Annotated in this window: 17 protein-coding genes and 1 pseudogene; 5 read left to right on the top strand and 13 right to left on the bottom strand. The window is 62.2% G+C overall.

The window, feature by feature from the left end; genetic code table 11:
- Positions 1-775, top strand: a pseudogene (locus P8014_RS11375) (IS3 family transposase); the annotation flags it as partial.
- Here the strand turns inward: P8014_RS11375 and P8014_RS11370 are convergent.
- The 9 genes from P8014_RS11370 to P8014_RS11330 form a co-directional block, all read right to left on the bottom strand.
- A complete protein-coding gene (locus P8014_RS11370) occupies positions 660-1,409 on the bottom strand; it encodes an oligosaccharide flippase family protein (protein WP_337817444.1) in 750 nt (249 codons plus the stop codon). The pseudogene P8014_RS11375 and the gene P8014_RS11370 overlap by 116 nt on opposite strands.
- A 139-nt stretch (positions 1,410-1,548) precedes the next feature.
- The gene (locus P8014_RS11365; RefSeq protein ID WP_337817443.1) at positions 1,549-2,763 is read right to left on the bottom strand and encodes a Wzz/FepE/Etk N-terminal domain-containing protein; all 1,215 of its coding nucleotides are present in this window, start codon (positions 2,761-2,763) and stop codon (positions 1,549-1,551) included.
- Positions 2,764-2,932: 169 nt separating this feature from the next.
- Positions 2,933-4,006, bottom strand: a complete 1,074-nt coding sequence (rfbB, locus tag P8014_RS11360; protein ID WP_337817442.1) for a dTDP-glucose 4,6-dehydratase — start codon at positions 4,004-4,006, stop codon at positions 2,933-2,935.
- A gap of 137 nt (positions 4,007-4,143) precedes the next feature.
- Entirely contained in the window at positions 4,144-4,638 is a 495-nt protein-coding gene (locus tag P8014_RS11355; RefSeq protein WP_337817441.1) for a hypothetical protein, read from the bottom strand.
- Positions 4,635-4,934, bottom strand: a complete 300-nt coding sequence (locus P8014_RS11350) for a nucleotidyltransferase domain-containing protein (protein WP_337817440.1) — start codon at positions 4,932-4,934, stop codon at positions 4,635-4,637. Before P8014_RS11350 ends, P8014_RS11355 begins: the two co-directional genes overlap by 4 nt.
- A gap of 140 nt (positions 4,935-5,074) precedes the next feature.
- Positions 5,075-5,980 (bottom strand): dTDP-4-dehydrorhamnose reductase, encoded by a 906-nt coding sequence (gene rfbD, locus P8014_RS11345; RefSeq protein WP_337817439.1) that lies wholly within the window; start codon positions 5,978-5,980, stop codon positions 5,075-5,077.
- Positions 5,977-6,525, bottom strand: a complete 549-nt coding sequence (gene rfbC, locus P8014_RS11340; RefSeq protein ID WP_337817438.1) for a dTDP-4-dehydrorhamnose 3,5-epimerase — start codon at positions 6,523-6,525, stop codon at positions 5,977-5,979. Before rfbC ends, rfbD begins: the two co-directional genes overlap by 4 nt.
- Complete coding sequence (rfbA, locus tag P8014_RS11335; RefSeq protein ID WP_337817437.1) at positions 6,525-7,403, bottom strand: glucose-1-phosphate thymidylyltransferase RfbA; 879 nt, start codon at positions 7,401-7,403, stop codon at positions 6,525-6,527. The genes rfbC and rfbA overlap by 1 nt, the downstream gene beginning before the upstream one ends.
- Before the next feature lie 514 nt (positions 7,404-7,917).
- On the bottom strand, positions 7,918-8,367 hold the full coding sequence (locus P8014_RS11330) for a hypothetical protein (protein WP_337817436.1): 450 nt from the start codon (positions 8,365-8,367) through the stop codon (positions 7,918-7,920).
- Between the two features lie 175 nt (positions 8,368-8,542).
- On the opposite strand from P8014_RS11330, the gene P8014_RS11325 reads away from it, so the two are divergent.
- The 3 genes from P8014_RS11325 (at position 8,543) to P8014_RS11315 (ending at position 11,730) form a co-directional block, all read left to right on the top strand.
- Positions 8,543-9,454, top strand: a complete 912-nt coding sequence (locus P8014_RS11325; RefSeq protein ID WP_337817435.1) for a DMT family transporter — start codon at positions 8,543-8,545, stop codon at positions 9,452-9,454.
- A gap of 175 nt (positions 9,455-9,629) precedes the next feature.
- A complete protein-coding gene (locus tag P8014_RS11320; protein ID WP_337817434.1) occupies positions 9,630-10,457 on the top strand; it encodes a class III extradiol ring-cleavage dioxygenase in 828 nt (275 codons plus the stop codon).
- 409 nt (positions 10,458-10,866) lie between these two features.
- Positions 10,867-11,730 (top strand): N-acetylmuramoyl-L-alanine amidase, encoded by an 864-nt coding sequence (locus tag P8014_RS11315; protein WP_337817433.1) that lies wholly within the window; start codon positions 10,867-10,869, stop codon positions 11,728-11,730.
- Between the two features lie 77 nt (positions 11,731-11,807).
- On the opposite strand, the gene P8014_RS11310 is transcribed toward P8014_RS11315, so the two are convergent.
- A complete protein-coding gene (locus P8014_RS11310) occupies positions 11,808-12,023 on the bottom strand; it encodes a hypothetical protein (RefSeq protein ID WP_337817432.1) in 216 nt (71 codons plus the stop codon).
- A 582-nt stretch (positions 12,024-12,605) separates the two neighbouring features.
- On the opposite strand from P8014_RS11310, the gene P8014_RS11305 reads away from it, so the two are divergent.
- Positions 12,606-14,726 (top strand): EAL domain-containing protein, encoded by a 2,121-nt coding sequence (locus P8014_RS11305; RefSeq protein ID WP_337817431.1) that lies wholly within the window; start codon positions 12,606-12,608, stop codon positions 14,724-14,726.
- Positions 14,727-14,947: 221 nt separating this feature from the next.
- Here P8014_RS11305 and P8014_RS11300 read toward each other — a convergent pair whose 3' ends face one another.
- The 3 genes from P8014_RS11300 to P8014_RS11290 form a co-directional block, all read right to left on the bottom strand.
- Positions 14,948-16,675 carry a methyl-accepting chemotaxis protein gene (locus tag P8014_RS11300; RefSeq protein ID WP_337817430.1) on the bottom strand — a complete coding sequence of 576 codons (1,728 nt, stop codon included), beginning with the start codon at positions 16,673-16,675 and terminating at the stop codon, positions 14,948-14,950.
- Between the two features lie 402 nt (positions 16,676-17,077).
- The gene (ssb, locus tag P8014_RS11295; protein WP_337817429.1) at positions 17,078-17,557 is read right to left on the bottom strand and encodes a single-stranded DNA-binding protein; all 480 of its coding nucleotides are present in this window, start codon (positions 17,555-17,557) and stop codon (positions 17,078-17,080) included.
- Positions 17,558-17,629: 72 nt separating this feature from the next.
- A complete protein-coding gene (locus tag P8014_RS11290; RefSeq protein WP_337817428.1) occupies positions 17,630-19,021 on the bottom strand; it encodes an MFS transporter in 1,392 nt (463 codons plus the stop codon).
- Positions 19,022-19,044: the final 23 nt, after the last annotated feature.

Genomic DNA, 19,044 nt, shown 5'->3' with positions numbered 1-19,044 from the left:
CTATTACGCCTGGTCGACCCGCGCGCCCAGTGCCCGTGCGACAGAGAACGAACGTCTGCTGGAACGGATTCGAGAGATCCACGACGACAGCGGTGGCGTCATCGGTGCGCCCCGCATGCACGAAGACCTGGTTGGCGAAGGTGAGTCGGCCAGCCTGAACCGCATTGCCCGGCTGATGTCTGCGCAGGGCATCCAGGGCTAGCCTCGCAAGAAGCGTAAACGTCTGGGGCGTCCCAACGTGCGTCCTACGGGCATCGAGAATCATCTGGAGCGGGACTTCACGGCCCTGGAGCCGCAGAGCAAGTGGGTGACCGACATCACCGAGATCAAGACGCTGGAAGGTAAGCTGTTTCTCTGCGTCGTGATCGACCTGTTCAGCAAGCGGGTCATTGGCTGGGCCATGCATCACCGGCAGGATCGCCACATGGTGATCCGGGCTGTCGAGATGGCGATCTGGCAGCGCCAGGAAGTCACCCAGGTGATTTTGCATTCAGATCGAGGCTGTCAGTTCACCAGTGGCGACTATCAGCGTTTTCTGCGCCAGAACGGGCTAATCAGCAGCATGAGTGCTGTAGGTCATTGCGGGGACAACGCCGCCTGCGAAGGTTTTTTCGGCGTACTCAAGCGAGAGCGGGTTAACCACCGTCGTTATCGCACCCTCAACGAAGCTCGGGCTGATTTGTTCGACTACATCGAACGATTCCACAATCCGCGTATGCGTCGTAGAGTGGCCAAGCAAGATCAAAAGTTTTCAGCCGTTTTAAACCGTCCGTGAAAACGGGGTAGAACCCCAGTTGGGCAACGCAGGACCAGTGCAGGCGCACTCGGGTCAAGCGAGGGACGACGGCCAGGGCCAGTAAGCCGGCGACGCCCATGCCGCTAGCCTGCAGCGTGGCAGCCAGTCGGTAGTCGGCCTGCTGATGCACGAAGGCGAAGATGGCGATAACGATCAGCGTGCGGGCAAGGATAGTGAACACGGTGATATGGCGCATGCGTTCCAGTCCCTGGAACAGCCAGACCGGAAACAACACGCTGCCCACGACCATCAGATAGACCAAGACGTATAAGGGCCAATCCTGGGCGAAACTGGGCACGAGCCAGACGATCAGCAGCATCGCTCCGAATCCGATCGTCATCAACGCAGCTTTGACGATCATCACAGCGCTGAACAAGCTCGACAGCTTGGCCGGATCGTCGCGCACCAACGCCACGGCGCGGGTCGCACTGAGGTTAAAACCGTAGTCGGTCAGCACCACGAAATACTGAATGAATGCCTGCGCAAAAGCGATCCGCCCGAAATTCTCCGGACCGAGCACGCGCACCAGATAAGGCACCGTGATCAGCGGCAGCACATAGTTCGCGCCCTGCAGCACGAACAGGGAAACGATGTTCTTGCGTAAGACGCTCATCGCGTACGGGGCTGCGCAGCTGATCGGCCATGCAGTGCCGCCCCCCGCTGCGATTGGCTATCAGCATGGCACGTCGACAGCGCGTCATATGGCTGGCGGTTCATCACGCAGCGCCTTCTAATCACAGTCGGCAGCGCAATCAAGCGCTCTTCATCGCACGGCGCACAGCATCCCAATAACCGGCTGCGCCCGCCGCCAGCAGGGCGAGAAAAATTCCTGCAACGAAAGCCAGAATGACAATCGCCTTGCGCGACAGGCCGACGGGCTGTATGGAGCGCACCGGTTCGGCGATCAGCTGTGTGCCCTGGATGTTGTTCAGCTGATCATGCAGCTTGTTGATCGAGATTTGCTGCGCCTGCACGTCACGTGCATGCTGCGCATCGAAATTCTGATAGTCGAGCTTGGTGCGTTCGACCACGGCCTGCTGGGAAAGCTGCCGCTGAGTGTTGTTGGCCAGGGCGGCTTCGGTTTCGGCAATCTGCTGCGGCAGGGTCACACTGAGCTGCTGGTTGATGTTGGTCAGCTGACTGAGATTTTGCTGGATCTGGTTGCCTAGCAGCATGGCGGTCATCGCCTGGGTCGGAGTCGCGGCCCGAGCGCTGGACAAGCCGTCGCGGCGCGCCTTGGCGAGGTAGTCGCCCAGATCCTTGGCCAAGCCCTTGTACAACTTGACGGATTGGTTGAGACCCGTCTGCTTTTTCTGCAACACGCCATGCTGCTGCTCAAGGTTCGCCAGCTTGGCCTGAGCCACCAGCCAGGCCTGTTTCAGCGCCGCCTTGGCCGCCGCAATGCGCTGGGGATCCTGCAGCCTGGCGAGATCGATCTTGGTGTGATTCAGCTCGGCCTGGATATTGGCCTTATAGGCTTCGATCTGAGCGGAGGTATTCTGCGCAAGCAACGATGCCGCGGCTTTTTCGACGGAAACGAAGGCTGGCTGCAGAGCCAGAGTCCCCTTACCGGACAAAACGACCACGTCGCTGTCTTTGGACGTTTGCACATCGATCTTGAGCTTGCGCGCGTCGAGCTTATGCGCATCCGCGTAGTGAGTCACCGCGGTGTCGACCAAGCCATTCTGCAACAAATCGCCGGCTGACTGAGGGGACAACAAGCGCACCGTATGCCCATCGGTCGTGGTGTATGCCGCCAGCTGAATCGCCGCCTTATAGCCGTAACTCGGTTGCTTTAACAGCGCCACCATCAAGCCCAACACCGTACAAACGACGACTACGGCGAGGATCAACTTCCAACGCCGTAACAGGGCTACCCCCAGATCGACCAGATCGATTTCGTCCTGCGCATAGCTTTTGATTTGCTGTTCTGGGGCCACACTTAGCCCAGTGGGTTGCTGCCCCATGCCTTGAGATCCTTGCCGATAGCTTTTGCTATTGAACGTTGCGCCCGCGGGTTCGACAACCAAGCGGGTCATGAGTTTTCTACAGCGCTATTAATAGCGCTGATCGTCAAAAATAACACAGTAAAGGGGGGTATTCGACACCTATATCCTCGGTATCGCATCTCGCGCTCTAGCTGCCGTACTGGCACCCCACCCACTCGCGATACTCACCGCTGAGGATCGGCCGCCACCAGACCTCGTTGGCCAGATACCAGGCCACGGTTTCCTTCAAACCGCCCTCGAAACTGTGCACTGGCGTGTAGCCCAGCTCTCCGCGCAGCTTGCGCTCGTCGATGGCATAGCGTCGGTCGTGGCCGGGGCGATCCTTGACGAACTCGATGTGGCGGGCGTGCGGTGAGTCCTCGGGGCGCAGTTCGTCCATTACGGCGCACAGGCCTTCGACCACCTGCAGGTTGGTTCGTTCCGCACCGCCGCCGACATTGTAGGTTTCGCCCACCCGGCCGCTTTCCAGAATCAGCTCGATGCCGTGGCAGTGATCTTCGACGTGCAGCCAGTCGCGTACGTTCTGCCCATCGCCGTAGATCGGCAGCGGCTTGCCGTCGAGCAGGTTGAGGATGCACAGCGGAATGAGTTTTTCCGGGAACTGCAGCGGCCCGTAGTTATTCGAGCAGTTGCTGATCGTGGTGGCGAGACCGTAGGTGTGATGATAGGCGCGCACTAGATGATCGGATGCGGCTTTGCTGGCGGAATACGGCGAATTGGGCGCGTAAGGCGTGGTTTCGCTAAACGCCGGATCGTTCGGCCCCAGCGAGCCGTACACTTCGTCCGTGGAGACGTGGTGGAAGCGATGGCCGGGCCGCGATTCATCGCCGTCGAGCCAAACCGCACGCGCGGCTTTCAGCAGACTGTGCGTGCCGACGATATTGGTGTCGATGAAGGCGCCGGGCCCGGCGATGGAGCGGTCGACATGGCTCTCGGCGGCAAAGTGCACCAGGGTGTCGATGCCCTCCTCGCGCAACAAGCGCTCGACCAGCGCTTCGTCGCGGATGTCGCCGTGGACGAAACGAAACTCGGGGCGCCCCTCGGCGCCGGCGAGACTGGCCCGGTTGCCGGCATAGGTCAGCACATCCAGCACCACCAGCCGCCCGCCGGGATGGTTTTGCAGCCAGTAATGTACGAAGTTGGCGCCGATAAAGCCGGCGCCACCGGTGACGAGCAGGCGTTTGGGAGTCAAATTATTCATTGTGGCTACTTTGCTGGAGGGGAATCGCCCCGATTGATTTCGTTGATTTTCGGCTGATCGGTTCCTGGTGGATGCGCTGCGCTTATCCACCTTACCGAAGCCGCCCGATAAGGCATTCCTCAGGCGGCACTTACTTCCTACGGCTCGATGTGCAAATGCTCCGCCGCGTACTGGCGAATCCGCAGCCAATCGGCATGCATCTCATGGGTGAAGCGACAAGCGCGAGTGAGTTCGCTGGCCAGATCGGCTGGATGCTCGATGTATTCGTGCACCAGGCGGTTGCGCAAACGCCTCATCGCAATCCAGTCGTCGGCCGACTCGACCAGGCCCAGACGCTCCAGCCTGCCGAGATTGTCGATCGCCGCGAAAACGCTTTCCCCCGCCGCTCGCAACAACACGGGAATCAGTTTATCCACGGCGGTATCCTGCATGCGCGCAAACTTGGCACCGAAGGATTCCAGACGGTCGATGCCGGTGGCGTTGGCCAACAGCGCTTCAGCGCGGGCCTCGCTCACGTCGCAGTCATCCCCCAGCAGCCGCTGACGAACCGCGAGCAGGTGCTCATCCTCCCGCGCGACTAGCGCGAGCAAGCGGCCTAAGCGTTCGGCTTCGTCATATGACGCTGCGCTCACAGAACGACCCCCGTGCGCATGGCTTGCAGATCGATGGACCGCGGAACCGCACCGCGCGGATGAACCACAATGTCAATGCGCCGGTCGCCGAGCCTGCGAATCAGGCGAGCGTAGAGTTTGAGTTCGCGATCGAGCAGCTCGGCGGGCTCTCCATCGGCCTCGATGTGCAAGTCGATGTCACCGCCGCGCTTGGCATCGTCCGTACGCGAGCCGAACAGGCGCACGGTGGCGTCGGGACCGAAGATACGGGCCGTTTCAGCGACGATAGCGCGGCGTTGGGCTTCGGATAAACGCATGGTTCGGGTAGTAGCAGCCGACTTGTCGGCCATTGTACTGGCAAATGCGCGCCGGCGCGGCTTGAGCAAGGCGGCCGAACAGCAAGGTAGGGTGGATAAGCGCAGCGCATCCACCATGAGCCGCGGAAGCCGCAGAGCTCTCAGTCAGCCGTGTTCATTGCGTTGCGAGAGACCGCCCCGGCTTGTTCTGCCAGCTCGCCCAATACCGCGCGTAGCGCCTCTCGCCAATGCAGCGCGGGACGGCCCAGCGCGGACCAGGTGGCACTCTTGTCGAGCACGGTGAACGGCGCGCGCGGCGCGGGGGTGGGATATTCGGCGGTGGTCAGTGGCGCCACCGGCACCGCGCGCTCCAGCAGACCGAGCGCCAGCGCCTCGTCGCGGATCGCCAGGGCGAAGTCATACCACGAGGCCACGCCGGCGTCGGTCCAGTGCTGAATGCCGGACAGGCCGGCAGCGAGCATGGCCCACAGCGCCTCGGCCAGGCCGCGGGCGCTGGTCGGCGTGCCGATCTGGTCGGCCACCACGCCCAGACGATCGCGCTCGCGCATCAGCCGCAGCATGGTGCGCATGAAGTTGTGACCTTGAGCGGCGTAGACCCAGGCGGTGCGCACGATCAGCGCCCGCTCACCCAAGACCTCGGCCGCGGCGCGCTCGCCGGCGAGTTTGCTGGCGCCGTAGACGCCGAGCGGATGGGGCGCATCATCGGGCCGGTAGGGGCGACCCTGGGCGCCGTCGAAGACAAAATCGGTGGACACCTGGGCGAGCCGCGCACCCTGCGCCTGCGCCGCCTCGGCCAGATGGCGCACGGCCTCGGCATTGACCACATAGGCCTGCGACGCCTCGCTCTCGGCGCGGTCCACCGCGGTATAGGCCGCGGCGTTGACGATCCACTCGGGGTCGAACTCGGCACAGTAGCGCCGCACGGCCGCGGCGTCGGTAATGTCGAGCTCGGCATGGGTCGGTGCCGCCAGCACCGCGCCGGCGGGTGCCGTGCGCTGCAGTTCGCGGCCGAGCTGGCCGCCGGCGCCGGTGATCAGCACCCTCATGGGTAGTATTCCGCGTCGCGAAAGGCTGCGCCGCGTGCGTCCTTCTCCGACACCAGCGGCGCGGCATGGGTCGGTATCGGCCAGCCGATACCGAGTTCCGGATCATCCCAGCGAATGCAGCGCTCATGCTCGGGCGCGTAGAACTCCGTACACTTGTAGACGAAGTCGGCCGATTCGCTGAGCACATAGAAGCCGTGCGCAAAACCGGGCGGCACCCAGAGCATGCGGTGATTGTCCTCGGAGAGTTCCTCGCCGACCCAACGCCCGAAAGTCGGAGAGGAACGGCGCAGATCCACGGCGACGTCGAACACCCGCCCGGTGATGACGCGCACCAGCTTTCCCTGCGGGCGTTCGATCTGATAGTGCAGCCCGCGCAGAATGCCTTGGCGCGAACGGCTGTGGTTGTCCTGCACGAACTCCGCGTCGAGACCACCCTCGCGGAACTTGGCCTCATGCCAGGTTTCGAGGAAGAATCCGCGCGCATCGCCGAACACGTCCGGCTCGACGACCACGACATCGGGTATTGCGGTAGGCATGAAACGCATCAGTTCGGTTCTTCGCCTTCGATCAACTGCATGAGATAGTCGCCATAGCCATTCTTGCGCAACGGCTCGGCGAGGCGCGCGACTTGCGCGGAATCGATATACCCGAGCCGCCAGGCGATCTCCTCTGGACAGGAGATTTTCAGCCCCTGGCGCTTTTCGACCACCTCGATGAAGTTGGCGGCATCGAGCAGCGCTTTGTGCGTCCCCGTATCCAGCCAGGCGGTGCCGCGGCCAAGCTGGGTAACCCTCAGATCACCCTCGGCCAGATAGGTTCGGTTGACGTCGGTGATCTCCAGCTCGCCGCGTGCCGACGGCCGTATGCTCTTGGCAATCTCGACCACCCGCTGGTCGTAGAAATAAAGGCCGGTGATGGCGTAGCTCGACTTCGGCTTTGAAGGCTTTTCCTCGATCTCCAGCGCCCGGCCGTCATCATCAAAACTCACCACGCCGTAGCGCTCGGGGTCGGTCACGTGATAAGCGAAGACCTGCCCACCGCGCTCGATGCGGGCGGCGGCCTGCAACTGGCGGCCCAGGCCGGGGCCGAAAAACAGGTTGTCGCCGAGCACCAGAGCGACCGGTTCATTGTCGATAAAGCTCTCACCGATCAGAAAGGCCTGCGCGAGGCCATCCGGCGAAGGCTGTTCGGCGTAGGAAAGGGTCAGCCCCCACTGCGATCCGTCGCCCAGCAGCCCCTGGAAACGCGGCAGATCGGCGGGCGTGGAGATGATCAGGATATCGCGTATCCCCGCCAGCATCAGCGTGGACAGCGGATAGTAGATCATGGGCTTGTCGTATACCGGCAGCAGCTGCTTGCACACGGCGTGCGTGAGCGGGTACAGACGCGTGCCGGACCCGCCGGCGAGAATGATGCCCTTCATCTGTTATCTCTGTCGATTCGATACAGCAAGTGGCCGGCAGAATGCGGCGGCGCCGAAGACAATCTGCCCTCGAATGGCGGCATTCTACCAAACTCGCCCACGGCGTTTGCACGACAACCCCCACCCGTCCACCGCCCGGCAACCTGAAACGTCAATCCATTGAGAGAACAGGCCCCCTCAGGCCGAACGCTCCAGGCATCGCGGCATACTGCCGAAGGACTCCCCAGTCCACACAAACATTACGGGGAACATGTCCTGATCTTAATCATGCCGGGCTTCGATAGCTGCCATCCTCTCTCAGGACATCTCGCTGAACAGGCGAGCCATTCACTGCCACAGCGACAGGAGTCAGGACATGACGATCTCCGGTCTAGCAGGCTGTTGAAATTCTACTCATACGGCGCGATAGCGCGTCAGAATCGGGCTCAAAATGCTCATTTACACCCCGTAAACTGCGCTTTTTCGCCCAATTCTTCCTTCTCTCGCACTCGCCTGAGCGAATTTCAACAGCCTGCTAGGTACGAACCCCAGTCTCTATCAAGGCACGCAGCAGACCATTGCCGCGCGACGCGACAACAACTTCCGACAACTCGGCCAGGCGCTGCAATCGGGCAACCTGGGCGCGGCTCAACAGGCCTTCGCCTCGTTTCTGCAGACCTTCGGCAGCACACAAGGCAGCTCGACCTCCCCGCTCGGCGCCCTGACCCAGGCGCTTCAATCCGGCAACCTGGGTGCGGCTCAACAGGCCTTCGCGGCCCTGCAGGGACCGCAACAGCAAACTCCGTCCGGAAGCACTGCACAACACACCGCCGGCTCGGATGGCGACGGCGACGGAAGCTCGATGCACGTCACCGCCTGACCAACCGCCTAGCGGGCGAGCCATACGCAGGCTCGCCCGCCCTCTCTCGACACCGATCACCCGTACCGACACGAACAAATCGCCGCAGACCGGATAGGCGCACACCTCTGTCTCTCCCTTTCGAGTGTCCCCCGCCACAAAACCGGCCACGCTACGCAGCAAACACCCTCCACACGCATTTGGATTGCGCAGCACTGCCCGTCAACGGACAATGGCCGTTTTCGCAGGCATCACTGCTCACCCGATCCGGCTCCGCTGCTTTCATTCCCATACCAGACACATGAAACGTCACCCCATGTTCGGCCTGTTTCTGGCCCTGGCCGGCGGTCTCGCCATCACGCCCGACACGCTGTTCATGCGCTGGTCGCACATGGGCGGCTTCCAGATGCAAGCCTGGCGCGGACTGTTGACGGGAGCGACGCTGATCGGCGCTTGGTGTCTCTTTCCTCACGCTACGCGGCGCGAGGATTTACGCGCATTGCTGTCCAGCGAGGGCCTGATGATCGTGTTCTGCCAGTTCATCAGTGCTTCCGTGTTCACGCTGGGGATCGCCCAGGCACCGGTCGCAGTGGTGTTGTTCGGACTCGCCTCCGTGCCGGTGTTCTCCGCAATCTTCTCCTATCTGCTGATACGTGAGGAAACCCACTGGTCCACATGGGCCTCCATCGTCGCAGTGATGACCGGCATCGGCATCGCGGTGTTCGATACCGCACCGGGCTCGCATTCGGTGATGGGCAGCCCGGTGCTCGGCGCCTGGGCCGGACTCGGCGTCGCCATGGCGCTGGCGCTCAACTTCATCTCGATTCGTCGTAATCCAAAGGTTTCGATCCTGCTGTCGTCAGGCAGCGGCGCATCGTTGGCGGGCGCTGCCGCATTGATCGTCATCGGCCCCGCCGCCATGCTGCAGGGCCACATATGGGCAATCGCGGTCACGGGACTGCTGATCCTGCCGGTATCGTTCTTCTCGCTGGGCTCGGCCACGCGCTACACCATGACGACGAACGTCAGCCTGTTCATGCTGGTGGAGACCGTCCTCGGACCGTTCTGGGTCTGGGCCGGAACAGGCGAGCGCCCGACCGACGCCATGATCGCGGGCGGAGGGCTGGTAGTGAGCAGCCTCGCGCTCTATCTCTGGTACGCCGGGCGGCGACAGACGCGGAAATATACTGAGGCGATCGGTCAGCAAAGCTGACGAAGCCACGCCTCGCCGGAACAGGCACCTCCGGCCCGCTACCGGGCATCTTCGAAATATATGAACGACGCGGACAAGATTGGCCGCTTTATTCCTTCATCGGCAGGTTCAACATATATGAAGCCGACAAGCGACTGTTTGCCTTACCGATCATCGAACACAGGAAGACCACGTCATGAGCCAGGCCTCGAACAACCGCATGCCCACGCTGTACATTCCACACGGAGGCGGCCCCTGCTTTTTCATGGACGTGCCGCCCGGAATGCCGGCGGACATGTGGGACCGCATGGAAGAGCACTTGCGCAACATCGGGCGGTCGCTGGAGCCTCGCCCCAAGGCGGCGCTGGTAATCTCGGCACACTGGGAAGCGCCCCACCCCACCCTGAACACGGCCCGCCAACCCTCGCTGCTGTTCGACTACTACGGTTTCCCGGAACACACCTATCACCTGAGCTACCCCGTATCGGGATCGCCGGAGCTGGCAGCGCGCGTGCGCGAGCTGCTGGCCGAGGCCGGCATCGAGTCGGGGAGCAACGAACAGCGCGGCCTGGATCATGGCGTATTCGTACCTTTCAAAGTCATCTACCCCAACGCCGACATCCCGATCGTTGAAATGTCACTGCGCCACGGCCTCGATCCGGCCGAGCATCTCGCCATCGGGCGCACCCTGGCGCCGCTGCGCGACGAAGGCGTTCTGATCGTCGGCAGCGGCATGAGCTTTCACAACCTGCGTACGCTGCTGGCCGGCGACGGCCGCGACGACGACACCGCCGAGGCGTTCGACGCCTGGCTCGACGATGCGGTAACCGCTCCCGACGCGCAAACCCGCAATAAGCTGCTCGCGGCCTGGAGCGAGGCACCCGGTGCGCGGGCAAGCCACCCGCGAGAGGAGCACCTGCTTCCGCTGATGGTAGCCGCCGGCGCCGCCGGCGAGGACCGTGGGCGGCGCAGCTATTCGGAAAAGCTTCTGGGCAAGGCGCTGTCGGGATTTCAGTTCGGCTAAGCTTGAGCGCGAACTGGGAGGCCCGCCCCGGCCTGTTTGCAGAGAACTCAGGCATAGGTTCGAGTAAGCGCAGCGCACCCCAACGTCGATTAGCCAACCGCGTTGGGGTGCGCTGCGCTTACCCCAGGCCACGTCTATTCATCGTATGCGATTGCAGCTTGCAGTTCCGATCCGTCGCCGTGCCCCGTCCGCAACCGCTGCCCCTGCAACCCCAGCAGAAATGTGCAGCCGATACCCCGCACATACAGCAACATCAACAAATATCCGACATTACAGTCGATTAAGAAAATCTCCTCAGAAATTGCCTTAGCTCCAGTTTCGGCCTAACCTTTGCAGCATCGCGCTGTCTACTGAGCGCACACGGCCCGTTTACGGACTCTTCCACGTAAGGAAAACTGGAGCTGGCAAGATGAACCGTCGCCACTTTCTCGCCATAGCCTCGGGTATCGCCGCAGGCGCCCTGCTTCCGACTGAACGCGCTCTTGCCCTGGAACCCGTCATTACGGCCAAGCAGGCGCAGTCGACCCGCCTGCGGGATGTCGTCGTCTGCATCGACCCTGGACATGGCGGCAGGGACCCCGGCGCGATCGGCCACCACGGCACCTATGAAAAGAACGTCGTGCTGGACATGGGCCATCGCCTGCGCCGCATGGTCGAGGCCCAGCCGGGCATGCGGCCGATCATGAGCCGCGACAAGGACCGCTATGTCAGTCTTGAGGAACGGGTGTATTTCGCCCAGAAACACAAGGCGGACCTGTTCATCGCCATCCACGCCGACGCCTCGCCCTACGAGCAGCCGCGCGGCTCGTCCGTGTACGTGTTCACCCGCCACGGCGCCACCAGCGAATCGGCGCGCGTGCTCGCCGAAAGCCAGAATCAGCTTGACCGGAGCACCGGCGTCAACGCACACGGCAACTCGCTGTTGAGCGAGACTCTATTCGACCTGGAAAGCCATGCCGCGACCAACGAGAGCCTGACGTTCGGCAGCTACCTCATGAACCACATCACGCACGTCGACCACTACCGCTACAACAGCGTGCAGCGCGCCGCATTCGTCGTACTCGCAGCCCCCACATTCCCCTCGGCTCTGGTCGAGACGGCGTTCATCTCGAACCCGGAGCAGGAACGACTCCTGCGCAACCCTGCGTTTCGCGAGCGCATGGCCACATCGCTGCTCGCCGGCATCAAAGGCTATTTCGCCAACCACGCACCGCCGGGCACGTTGTTGGCTGCCCGGGGCAATGCGCTACAGATGATGCGCGGCAACGTGTGAGGACGCTCTGAAGCGTGGCGGCATGGATGATCCGCTGCCTCGCAAAGTCCCCTCCTCCAACTTTACTGATCCGGAAGCTAATTCGCGGTTTCCGCGCTGTACCTCGCCAGCAGACCGCTGTCGACGGCATGCCGGTGCACGCGCGTGAACGTCCAGGCGGCCAGCAGGATGTACAGCAACGCCAAGCCGCCGTCCCAGGCGAGCTGAACGACGGCGACGTGCTGCCCGGGGATTGCCGCGCGCATGCCTTCGAATACGTAGGGCGCCGGCAGCAGATGGCCGACGTACTGCATCCATCCCGGTAGGTGGACACATGTATAGGCACCCGAAACCGATAGTGTTGTAATAGCGGCTTTATGCCACCATAGCCGACAAATGGATTTGTCCCGACCGCCCACGCAAGCCGGGCACCAGTTGCCAAGGAAATGGCAGAAGAACCGGCACGCCAAGCACGGCGCCGCCACGGCATGCCTACCATGCCAGTTCGTCCGAGTCGGGGGATATTGTGACAGTGTACCTGCCCTGAATCGAAAAACAGCCCATTCAGATTCACGTTCCCCCGCCGGCACACTGAATGAACCGCCTCGGCAACACTCTGCAGCATCGCACAGCACCGACTCCCGCGCCTGTCCATCCGCCGTGCCTTGCGAGCTGCGCACCTGCTCGTTCAACCGCCATGCCCCTCGTAGGCTGTTGAGACTTCACTCTTACGATACGATGGCGCGTCGAGGCCAAGCCCAAAGTACGCATCCACACCCGGCAAACTGCGTTTTTTTCCGCGACTTTTCCGGCTGTAACACTCGCCTGAGCGAGGATCAATTGCCTCCAGGCCGAACCTGCGCCGCACCCCGAAACGGCACGATTGGAGCCTGTCGATGACGGTGTCAACGCGGCGAGAAGACGATTTCGGTCCGGCCATGGACCTGTCGAGCTACGCCCCGGCCTACGGCAAGGAAATCGGCGATATTCTGCAGCGGATATCGGCCTACGTACAGCGCATGACAGCCGGCTTTGCCATCCACTTCTACGACGAGTTGACCCGCCGCTCCGAGAGCGCCGCCATACTGGACCACCTCAGCGCCGAGGAACGCACTCAACTGCAGCTCAAACAGACCCAGCACCTGAACCGGCTGATGTCACCGACACTGGTGGCCACCGACCACTGCGAACATGCCCAGCGCGTCGGCCGCATACACGAGATGGTCGGCGTCGGGCTGCCCGCACTGCTCGAGGCCTATCATCTGTACCAACGCAAGATCCACTGCATGCTGGCAGACTCCGGTCTGACCCTCATTGAGCAGGAGCGCCTGGGCCAAGCGCTGCAACTACGCCTGATGCTGGATATGGAAGCGCAGGTCAGCAGCCACTATCAGACGGAGCAGTCGACGGCCGCATTTCTGAGCGCCTTCGAAAAAGCCGTGCGCGATGTCGGCAATTTACCCGACCTACTGCAAAGCGCAATGCAGCAAATAGCCGGCGTCGAGGGAGTCTTCGCCGGCCTGTTCCTGCGCCCCGATACGCATGGCACGCTACGGATCGAAGCCGTCGGCTGCTCCGCCGGCGTGCAGTATGCCGAAAGCATGCAGAACCTGAGCATTCCCCTCATCGAGATTCGCTCCGACACGCCGGCCGGCCAAGGCCCCGCAGGCTTTGCCTGGCGCAACGGGAATATCGAGGTTGCCGAGTTCGACGACTTCGACGAACATCTACCCCCCTGGCAGGAAGTCGGCCTGGAACTCGGTTTTCGCAGCAACGCTGCAGTGCCGCTACAGGACGACTCGGGTCATCCGTTCGCCCTGCTCTTGCTGTACAGCCAATGGCCCGGTTTTTTCAACGCTCCGGCGCGCCAGACGATACTTCGGCACATACAACAGGTGTTGAGCCGCGCCGTACTGAGCTGCGAGCAGGGCCTGGTGACCCCAGCGCAGCAGCGCCGGGAATACCGCCAGCGCCTGGAACAAGGCGCCATGCGCCTGCGCTACCAGCCGATCATCGATCTGCGTACCGGCCACATACAACACGTTGAGGCCCTGGCCAGACTGTACGGTGCGGACGGCACGGCCATCTCCCCAGCCGCGTTTCTGCCCGCTTTCGGCAGGTCCGACCAGCTCCGCCTGTTTCAGCAAGGGCTGACTCAGGTATGCCGCGATTCACGCCGCTGGCGCGACAGTGGCCTGCACGTGTCGGTCAGCCTGAACCTGCCGGCAGAAGGCCTAAGCGACGATGCGTACCTCGACAGCCTTCTCGCCATACTACAGGCCGGCGAAACCGAGGCATCCCAACTCCGACTCGAGGTCCTTGAGTCGCATGAACCACTCGATCTCGCCAAGCGCGATTCGCGACTCGCGGAACTCCGCCGGGCCGGATTCTCCATCGTGCAGGATGACCTCGGCTCTGGCCATAGTTCCCTGTTGCGCATGGACCGCATCGCCTTCGACGAGGTCAAGATCGACCAGGGTTTGGTGCGCAACACCCTCGGAACACCGCAGCGAGCACTCGAATTCATCTATCACCTCACCCGCCTCGCTCACGGCTTCGGCGTCCCCGTAACCGTCGAAGGACTTGAAAGCCATGGCCTGCTGGAAGCCGCCGCGATTCTCGGCGCGGACCACGGCCAGGGCTACGGCATTGCGCGCCCCATGCCCGCAGCCGAATTCCCGGCGTGGCACGAGCGATTCGTCTACAGCATCGATCCGCGGCACCCTCGCACGCCGCTGGGCGCCCTGGCCGGCTTCCTGCTCTGGGACCAGCAGCTTGCCGCGCTGACGCGCTGGCCAGACCTGATTGAGGATTTCGTGCGTTCATCGTGTCTGGTGCAGCGCTACATCACCGGCCAGGGCCTGGAAGACACCCCACTGCAGGCATTGCTGCACAGCAATCACGCCTGCGCCCTGCGCGGGCAGAGCAGCGCCATGTACACCCATACCAAGAACGAGCTGATCAGGACGCTCGGGCAGGACTGGCTGCGCCAGCGGGACAGCAGCGATTTTTCATAAAAGAGCGAGTGCCTTGCCGCGATTCATTCGCGAGCAGCACGAACCGGGACGCTCTCTAGGCGGCGCTGGGAATCCGGATCAGGGACGAACTCTCGCTGTATGGCAAGCGGGAAGGCGAATTCCGACGGCAGGTGTTAACTCGAACTGATAGCGCGACCATCCATGGCCCGGCCCAAGCCGGGACCTGCGGGCGATTCCAGGAATCGCCCGCAGGCACGCCATCACACCCGGAACCGCCCCACGAGTTCATGCAACTCGGCAGCCATTCTGGCCAGATCGTCACTGGCCGCCCGCACATCGCGGGAAGCGCCGACCCCGTTGGCGGCCCGCTCACTGATGTCGACGATGTTGCGGTTGATATCCTCCACCGTCTGCGACTGCTGCTCGGTGGCGGAGGCGATCTGCCGATTCATCTCACTGATCGCCCCGATTTTCTCCACCACGGACTCAAGGCGCTGACTCGCTTCCTCGGCCAGACCGACCGCCCCTTCGACGTTCTCCTGTCCGGTCGTCATGGACTTGGCGGTCGTACGCGAGCCCTGCTGGAGCCGCTCGATCATCTCGCGCGTGTCCTCGGTCGACTGTTGCGTACGGTTAGCCAACATACGGACTTCATCAGCGACCACCGCGAATCCGCGTCCCTGCTCGCCTGCCCGTGCAGCCTCAATGGCTGCGTTCAGAGCAAGCAGGTTGGTCTGCTCGGCCACGCTCTGAATGACGTCCAGCACCCCGCTGATGTTGTCAGCCTCCTGCTCCAGCACCTGCACCTGATCCACCGTCTGACCGACCTGACCCGCCATCGCGCGCACCGCATCCAGGGTGCCCAGCATGACCTGCTTGACACGCCCCGCCTCATCGTCCGCAACGGATGCGGATTCGGCCGCCTGATTGAGGTTGTGCGTGATTTCCTGAATCGTCACGGTCAATTCATTGGAAGCAACGCTGACCTGATCTGCGGCCGCATGCTGGCCGTCGGCGGTGTCCTGCGACTGCGTACTGGTGGCCGTGAGCTGCTCGGCCGCCGAACTGAGCTGCGACACATTGCCCGTGATGCGTGAAATGATGTCCTGCATCATCGCCAGAAAATCGTCAAAACCACCCGCCAGGCGGCCAAGTTCGTCCTTGCGCATCACGTTCAAACGCAGAGTCAGGTCACCGCGGCCGCTGTTCAGGTCCTGTATCCGCGCCATCATCAGACTCAAGGGCCGCGTGATCAACAACGGGAAAAACAGCGCGATCAACACACAAAGACCAACGACCAGGACCAATGAGATAAACGAAACCAGCCCGGCGTACTGGCTGGTGGCGCCTGCGGCCGCCACGAGCCCAGCGGCACGCTTCTCCACCTTCTCGGTCAGGACGTTGAGGTGTTCCCGCGCCCGCTGAAACGCATCGTCAGCCTGTCCCTGGCTGAGCGCGCGCGCTTTCGCCCGGCTGGCGTCTGTATTTTCCCGCAGCGCAGCGACGACCTCGTCCGAAAGCTTTTTCCATGCCGGCAGATCCTTGTTCCAGCCTGCCATTTCGGTGTTCATCCCAAGCACTTTGACCAGGCTGGCGAACTTCGCCGCTCTATCCACGGCTTGCTGAATGTTTTCCAGCCGGAACTGGTTCAATTTCTTGAACGCGTCGCTCGTGGGATCAATAATCAGCATGGTCCGCTCGGCATCCTGCGCCTGGTAGAGATCACGGTCCGCCTGCAGCACCAGATCAGCGGCAGGCAGATAGACCGAGCCGATCCGAACCGTATTCTGGCCAAGTTCCACGGTCAGCTCGCGCCCCAGGAACATCGCGGAACCGCTCACCAGCGCGATGAGAAGCAGTGGAAGCGCCAGTTTCCAGCGCAGCGACAAACCATTCCACAAATTCGGCATTTCTATCCCTCCCGATACTCCATTACGCTGTTTCTGATCAGATCGCAGTGACTCCTGAACAAACGCGACGATGCACATTCTTATGGCGAATTGTCCCGCGTAGCTCCGGATGCTCTCTATCGACAGTAGTGACCTCTTGGAACCTACCGATCAAATGGCTGCGTCGGCCCCCTTCCGTCTTACAGACCATCCCACCTCTTGTTTTCCGGCCTGTTCCCTATCGGCTCTTATGATTCATATAACGGCTGGACATTCAGATCCTTGACTAAATTCTACTTCTGCAAGAAGCACTTGTTTCGCTGCCGCCCGACGTTATGGCGCTTTGTTCTTGATATCGAGCATAGTCCCGGCAGAGACTGCTTGCTCCGTGCGGTCGCATACAAGCCCCAGCATACTACGACGCGCCTGAGAAACGCACACAAACGAAAGGCCCACCGCAAGGTGGGCCTTTCGTTTGTGTGCGTTTCGTTCGAGCTACCGTCAGAACGGGATATCGTCGTCGAAATCCGCGACCGGATCCGGCTCCGGCGGCTGCTGCGCCGGCGGACGCGAGCCACCTTGCGGTCTGGACTGCTGAGCGGGGGGAGGAGGCGCATCGAAATCGGCCGAGCCGCCGCCACTACGCCCGCCGAGCATCTGCATCTCGCTGGCGACGATTTCAGTGGTGTAGCGGTCCTGCCCGTCCTGTCCCTGCCACTTACGGGTGCGAATGCTGCCCTCGATGTAGACTTGCGAGCCCTTGCGCAGATATTCCGCGGCGATCTCGCCCAAGCGATTGAAAAACACTACGCGGTGCCACTCGGTACGTTCCTGGGTATCGCCGGTGTTCTTGTCGCGCCAGCTCTCGCTGGTAGCCAGCCGGACATTGGTCACCGCTCCGCCACTGGGCATATAGCGGGTTTCCGGGTCGGCTCCGAGGTTGCCGATAAGAATGACTTTGTTGACGCCTCTGCTGGCCATGAGCCCTGCCTCCGTAGTTCATGCGCCCGTTCGGTGCTGCAGATGCCGAACGGCAAAGTTCCGCATTCTACGCTATGCGCCGGCCAGCGAAAATGCGCGCAGCTGCTCCTCGTCCAGCGCACTGCGATCGACGCGCAGGTAGGCCACCCCCTCATCCGGCACCACCGTAGCCTCCGCCACCCCGGGAATCCTCGTCAACGCGGTTTCCGCACTGCGAGCATGCTCCTGCAGCACGCCCTCGATATGCAATACGTAGCTGGTCAGATAGCGCGGATTGCGCATGCTGCTGGCGAACAGCAGCCAAACGGCGGCCAGCGCCGCGCTGATCAGGAACACACCGTCCACCCCCCAGCGCGCATAGGCGGCGCCGCCCAGCGCACCACCGCCGAAGATGCCGAGGAACTGCGAGGTCGAATACACCCCCATGGCCGTTCCCTTGCGGGTCGGCGGCGAGAACTTCGCCACCAGCGAGGGAAGCGTAGCCTCCAGCGTGTTGAAGGCAGTGAAGAAAATCAGCATGACCGCGATGATCTCGGCCAGCGAGTGATCACTGAACAGGTACATCAGCTCACACAGCACCAACGCGCCGATCGAGGATACGAAGATCGACTTCATCTTGCGCCGCTTCTCCGCGATGATCACGAACGGCAGCATGATAATGAACGCGATCAGCATGACGGGCAGATAGACCCCCCACTGCTCGGCCGACGGCAGACCGGTCATCCTTGCCAGCACTACCGGCAGGATCACGAAGTTGGCGGTCAGCACGAATTGCATGGTGAAGATACCCAGATCGAGCCGCAGCAGTTCACCGTTTCGCAGCACCTCGCCGAAACTGCTCAGCACCACCTCGGTGTCGCGATGCAGATGGCTGCGTGCGGGATTCGGCACCATCCACGCCGCAATGGCGATCGCGGCAAGACCAAGCAGCGCGGTCAGCCAGAAAATACCGTCGACGCCGATCCATTCGTTCAGGATCGGACCGGCGATGATGCCGATGCTGAAGGCGAAACCGATACTCAGACCGATCGTCCCCATGATCTTGGTGCGATGTTCGTCCCGCGTCAGATCCGCGGCCAGTGCCATGATGGTGGAGGAGATCGCCCCAGCCCCCTGCAGCGCGCGGCCCAGGATGACACCGTAGATGGAATGAGACATGCCCGCTATTGCGCTGCCGACCACGAAAATGACCAGTCCCAGGTAGATCACCGGCTTGCGCCCGATGCGGTCCGACAGCATGCCGAACGGAATCTGCAGTATCGCCTGCGTCAGACCATAGATACCGATCGCCAGGCCGATCAGGAACGGCGTGTTGCCCGACAGCTCGTAGCCGTAAAGCGTGAAGACCGGCAGGATCATGAACAGGCCCAGCATACGCACCATGTAGATGCCCGCCAGCGAGTAGGCGGTGCGTTTCTCCTGGAGCGACATGCGGTCGTCGAATCCGGATGCCTTGCGCTGCATCAAACTGTACTCCCTGAGTATCC

This window comes from Acidihalobacter sp. (assembly GCF_037381185.1).
Classification (GTDB): domain Bacteria; phylum Pseudomonadota; class Gammaproteobacteria; order DSM-5130; family Acidihalobacteraceae; genus Acidihalobacter_A.
The sequence above is the reverse complement of the archived record's forward strand: the minus strand, read 5'-3'. Positions and strand labels throughout refer to the sequence as shown.

Bases quoted from the DNA above. Each gene is read 5' to 3' on its own strand.
- P8014_RS11370 (WP_337817444.1), bottom strand. From the start codon at position 1,409: ATGAGCGTCTTACGCAAGAACATCGTTTCCCTGTTCGTGCTGCAGGGC.
- P8014_RS11365 (WP_337817443.1), bottom strand. From the start codon at position 2,763: ATGGGGCAGCAACCCACTGGGCTAAGTGTGGCCCCAGAACAGCAAATC.
- rfbB (WP_337817442.1), bottom strand. From the start codon at position 4,006: ATGAATAATTTGACTCCCAAACGCCTGCTCGTCACCGGTGGCGCCGGC.
- P8014_RS11350 (WP_337817440.1), bottom strand. From the start codon at position 4,934: ATGCGTTTATCCGAAGCCCAACGCCGCGCTATCGTCGCTGAAACGGCC.
- rfbD (WP_337817439.1), bottom strand. From the start codon at position 5,980: ATGAGGGTGCTGATCACCGGCGCCGGCGGCCAGCTCGGCCGCGAACTG.
- rfbC (WP_337817438.1), bottom strand. From the start codon at position 6,525: ATGCGTTTCATGCCTACCGCAATACCCGATGTCGTGGTCGTCGAGCCG.
- rfbA (WP_337817437.1), bottom strand. From the start codon at position 7,403: ATGAAGGGCATCATTCTCGCCGGCGGGTCCGGCACGCGTCTGTACCCG.
- P8014_RS11325 (WP_337817435.1), top strand. From the start codon at position 8,543: ATGAAACGTCACCCCATGTTCGGCCTGTTTCTGGCCCTGGCCGGCGGT.
- P8014_RS11320 (WP_337817434.1), top strand. From the start codon at position 9,630: ATGAGCCAGGCCTCGAACAACCGCATGCCCACGCTGTACATTCCACAC.
- P8014_RS11315 (WP_337817433.1), top strand. From the start codon at position 10,867: ATGAACCGTCGCCACTTTCTCGCCATAGCCTCGGGTATCGCCGCAGGC.
- P8014_RS11310 (WP_337817432.1), bottom strand. From the start codon at position 12,023: ATGCAGTACGTCGGCCATCTGCTGCCGGCGCCCTACGTATTCGAAGGC.
- P8014_RS11305 (WP_337817431.1), top strand. From the start codon at position 12,606: ATGACGGTGTCAACGCGGCGAGAAGACGATTTCGGTCCGGCCATGGAC.
- P8014_RS11300 (WP_337817430.1), bottom strand. From the start codon at position 16,675: ATGTGCATCGTCGCGTTTGTTCAGGAGTCACTGCGATCTGATCAGAAA.
- ssb (WP_337817429.1), bottom strand. From the start codon at position 17,557: ATGGCCAGCAGAGGCGTCAACAAAGTCATTCTTATCGGCAACCTCGGA.
- P8014_RS11290 (WP_337817428.1), bottom strand. From the start codon at position 19,021: ATGCAGCGCAAGGCATCCGGATTCGACGACCGCATGTCGCTCCAGGAG.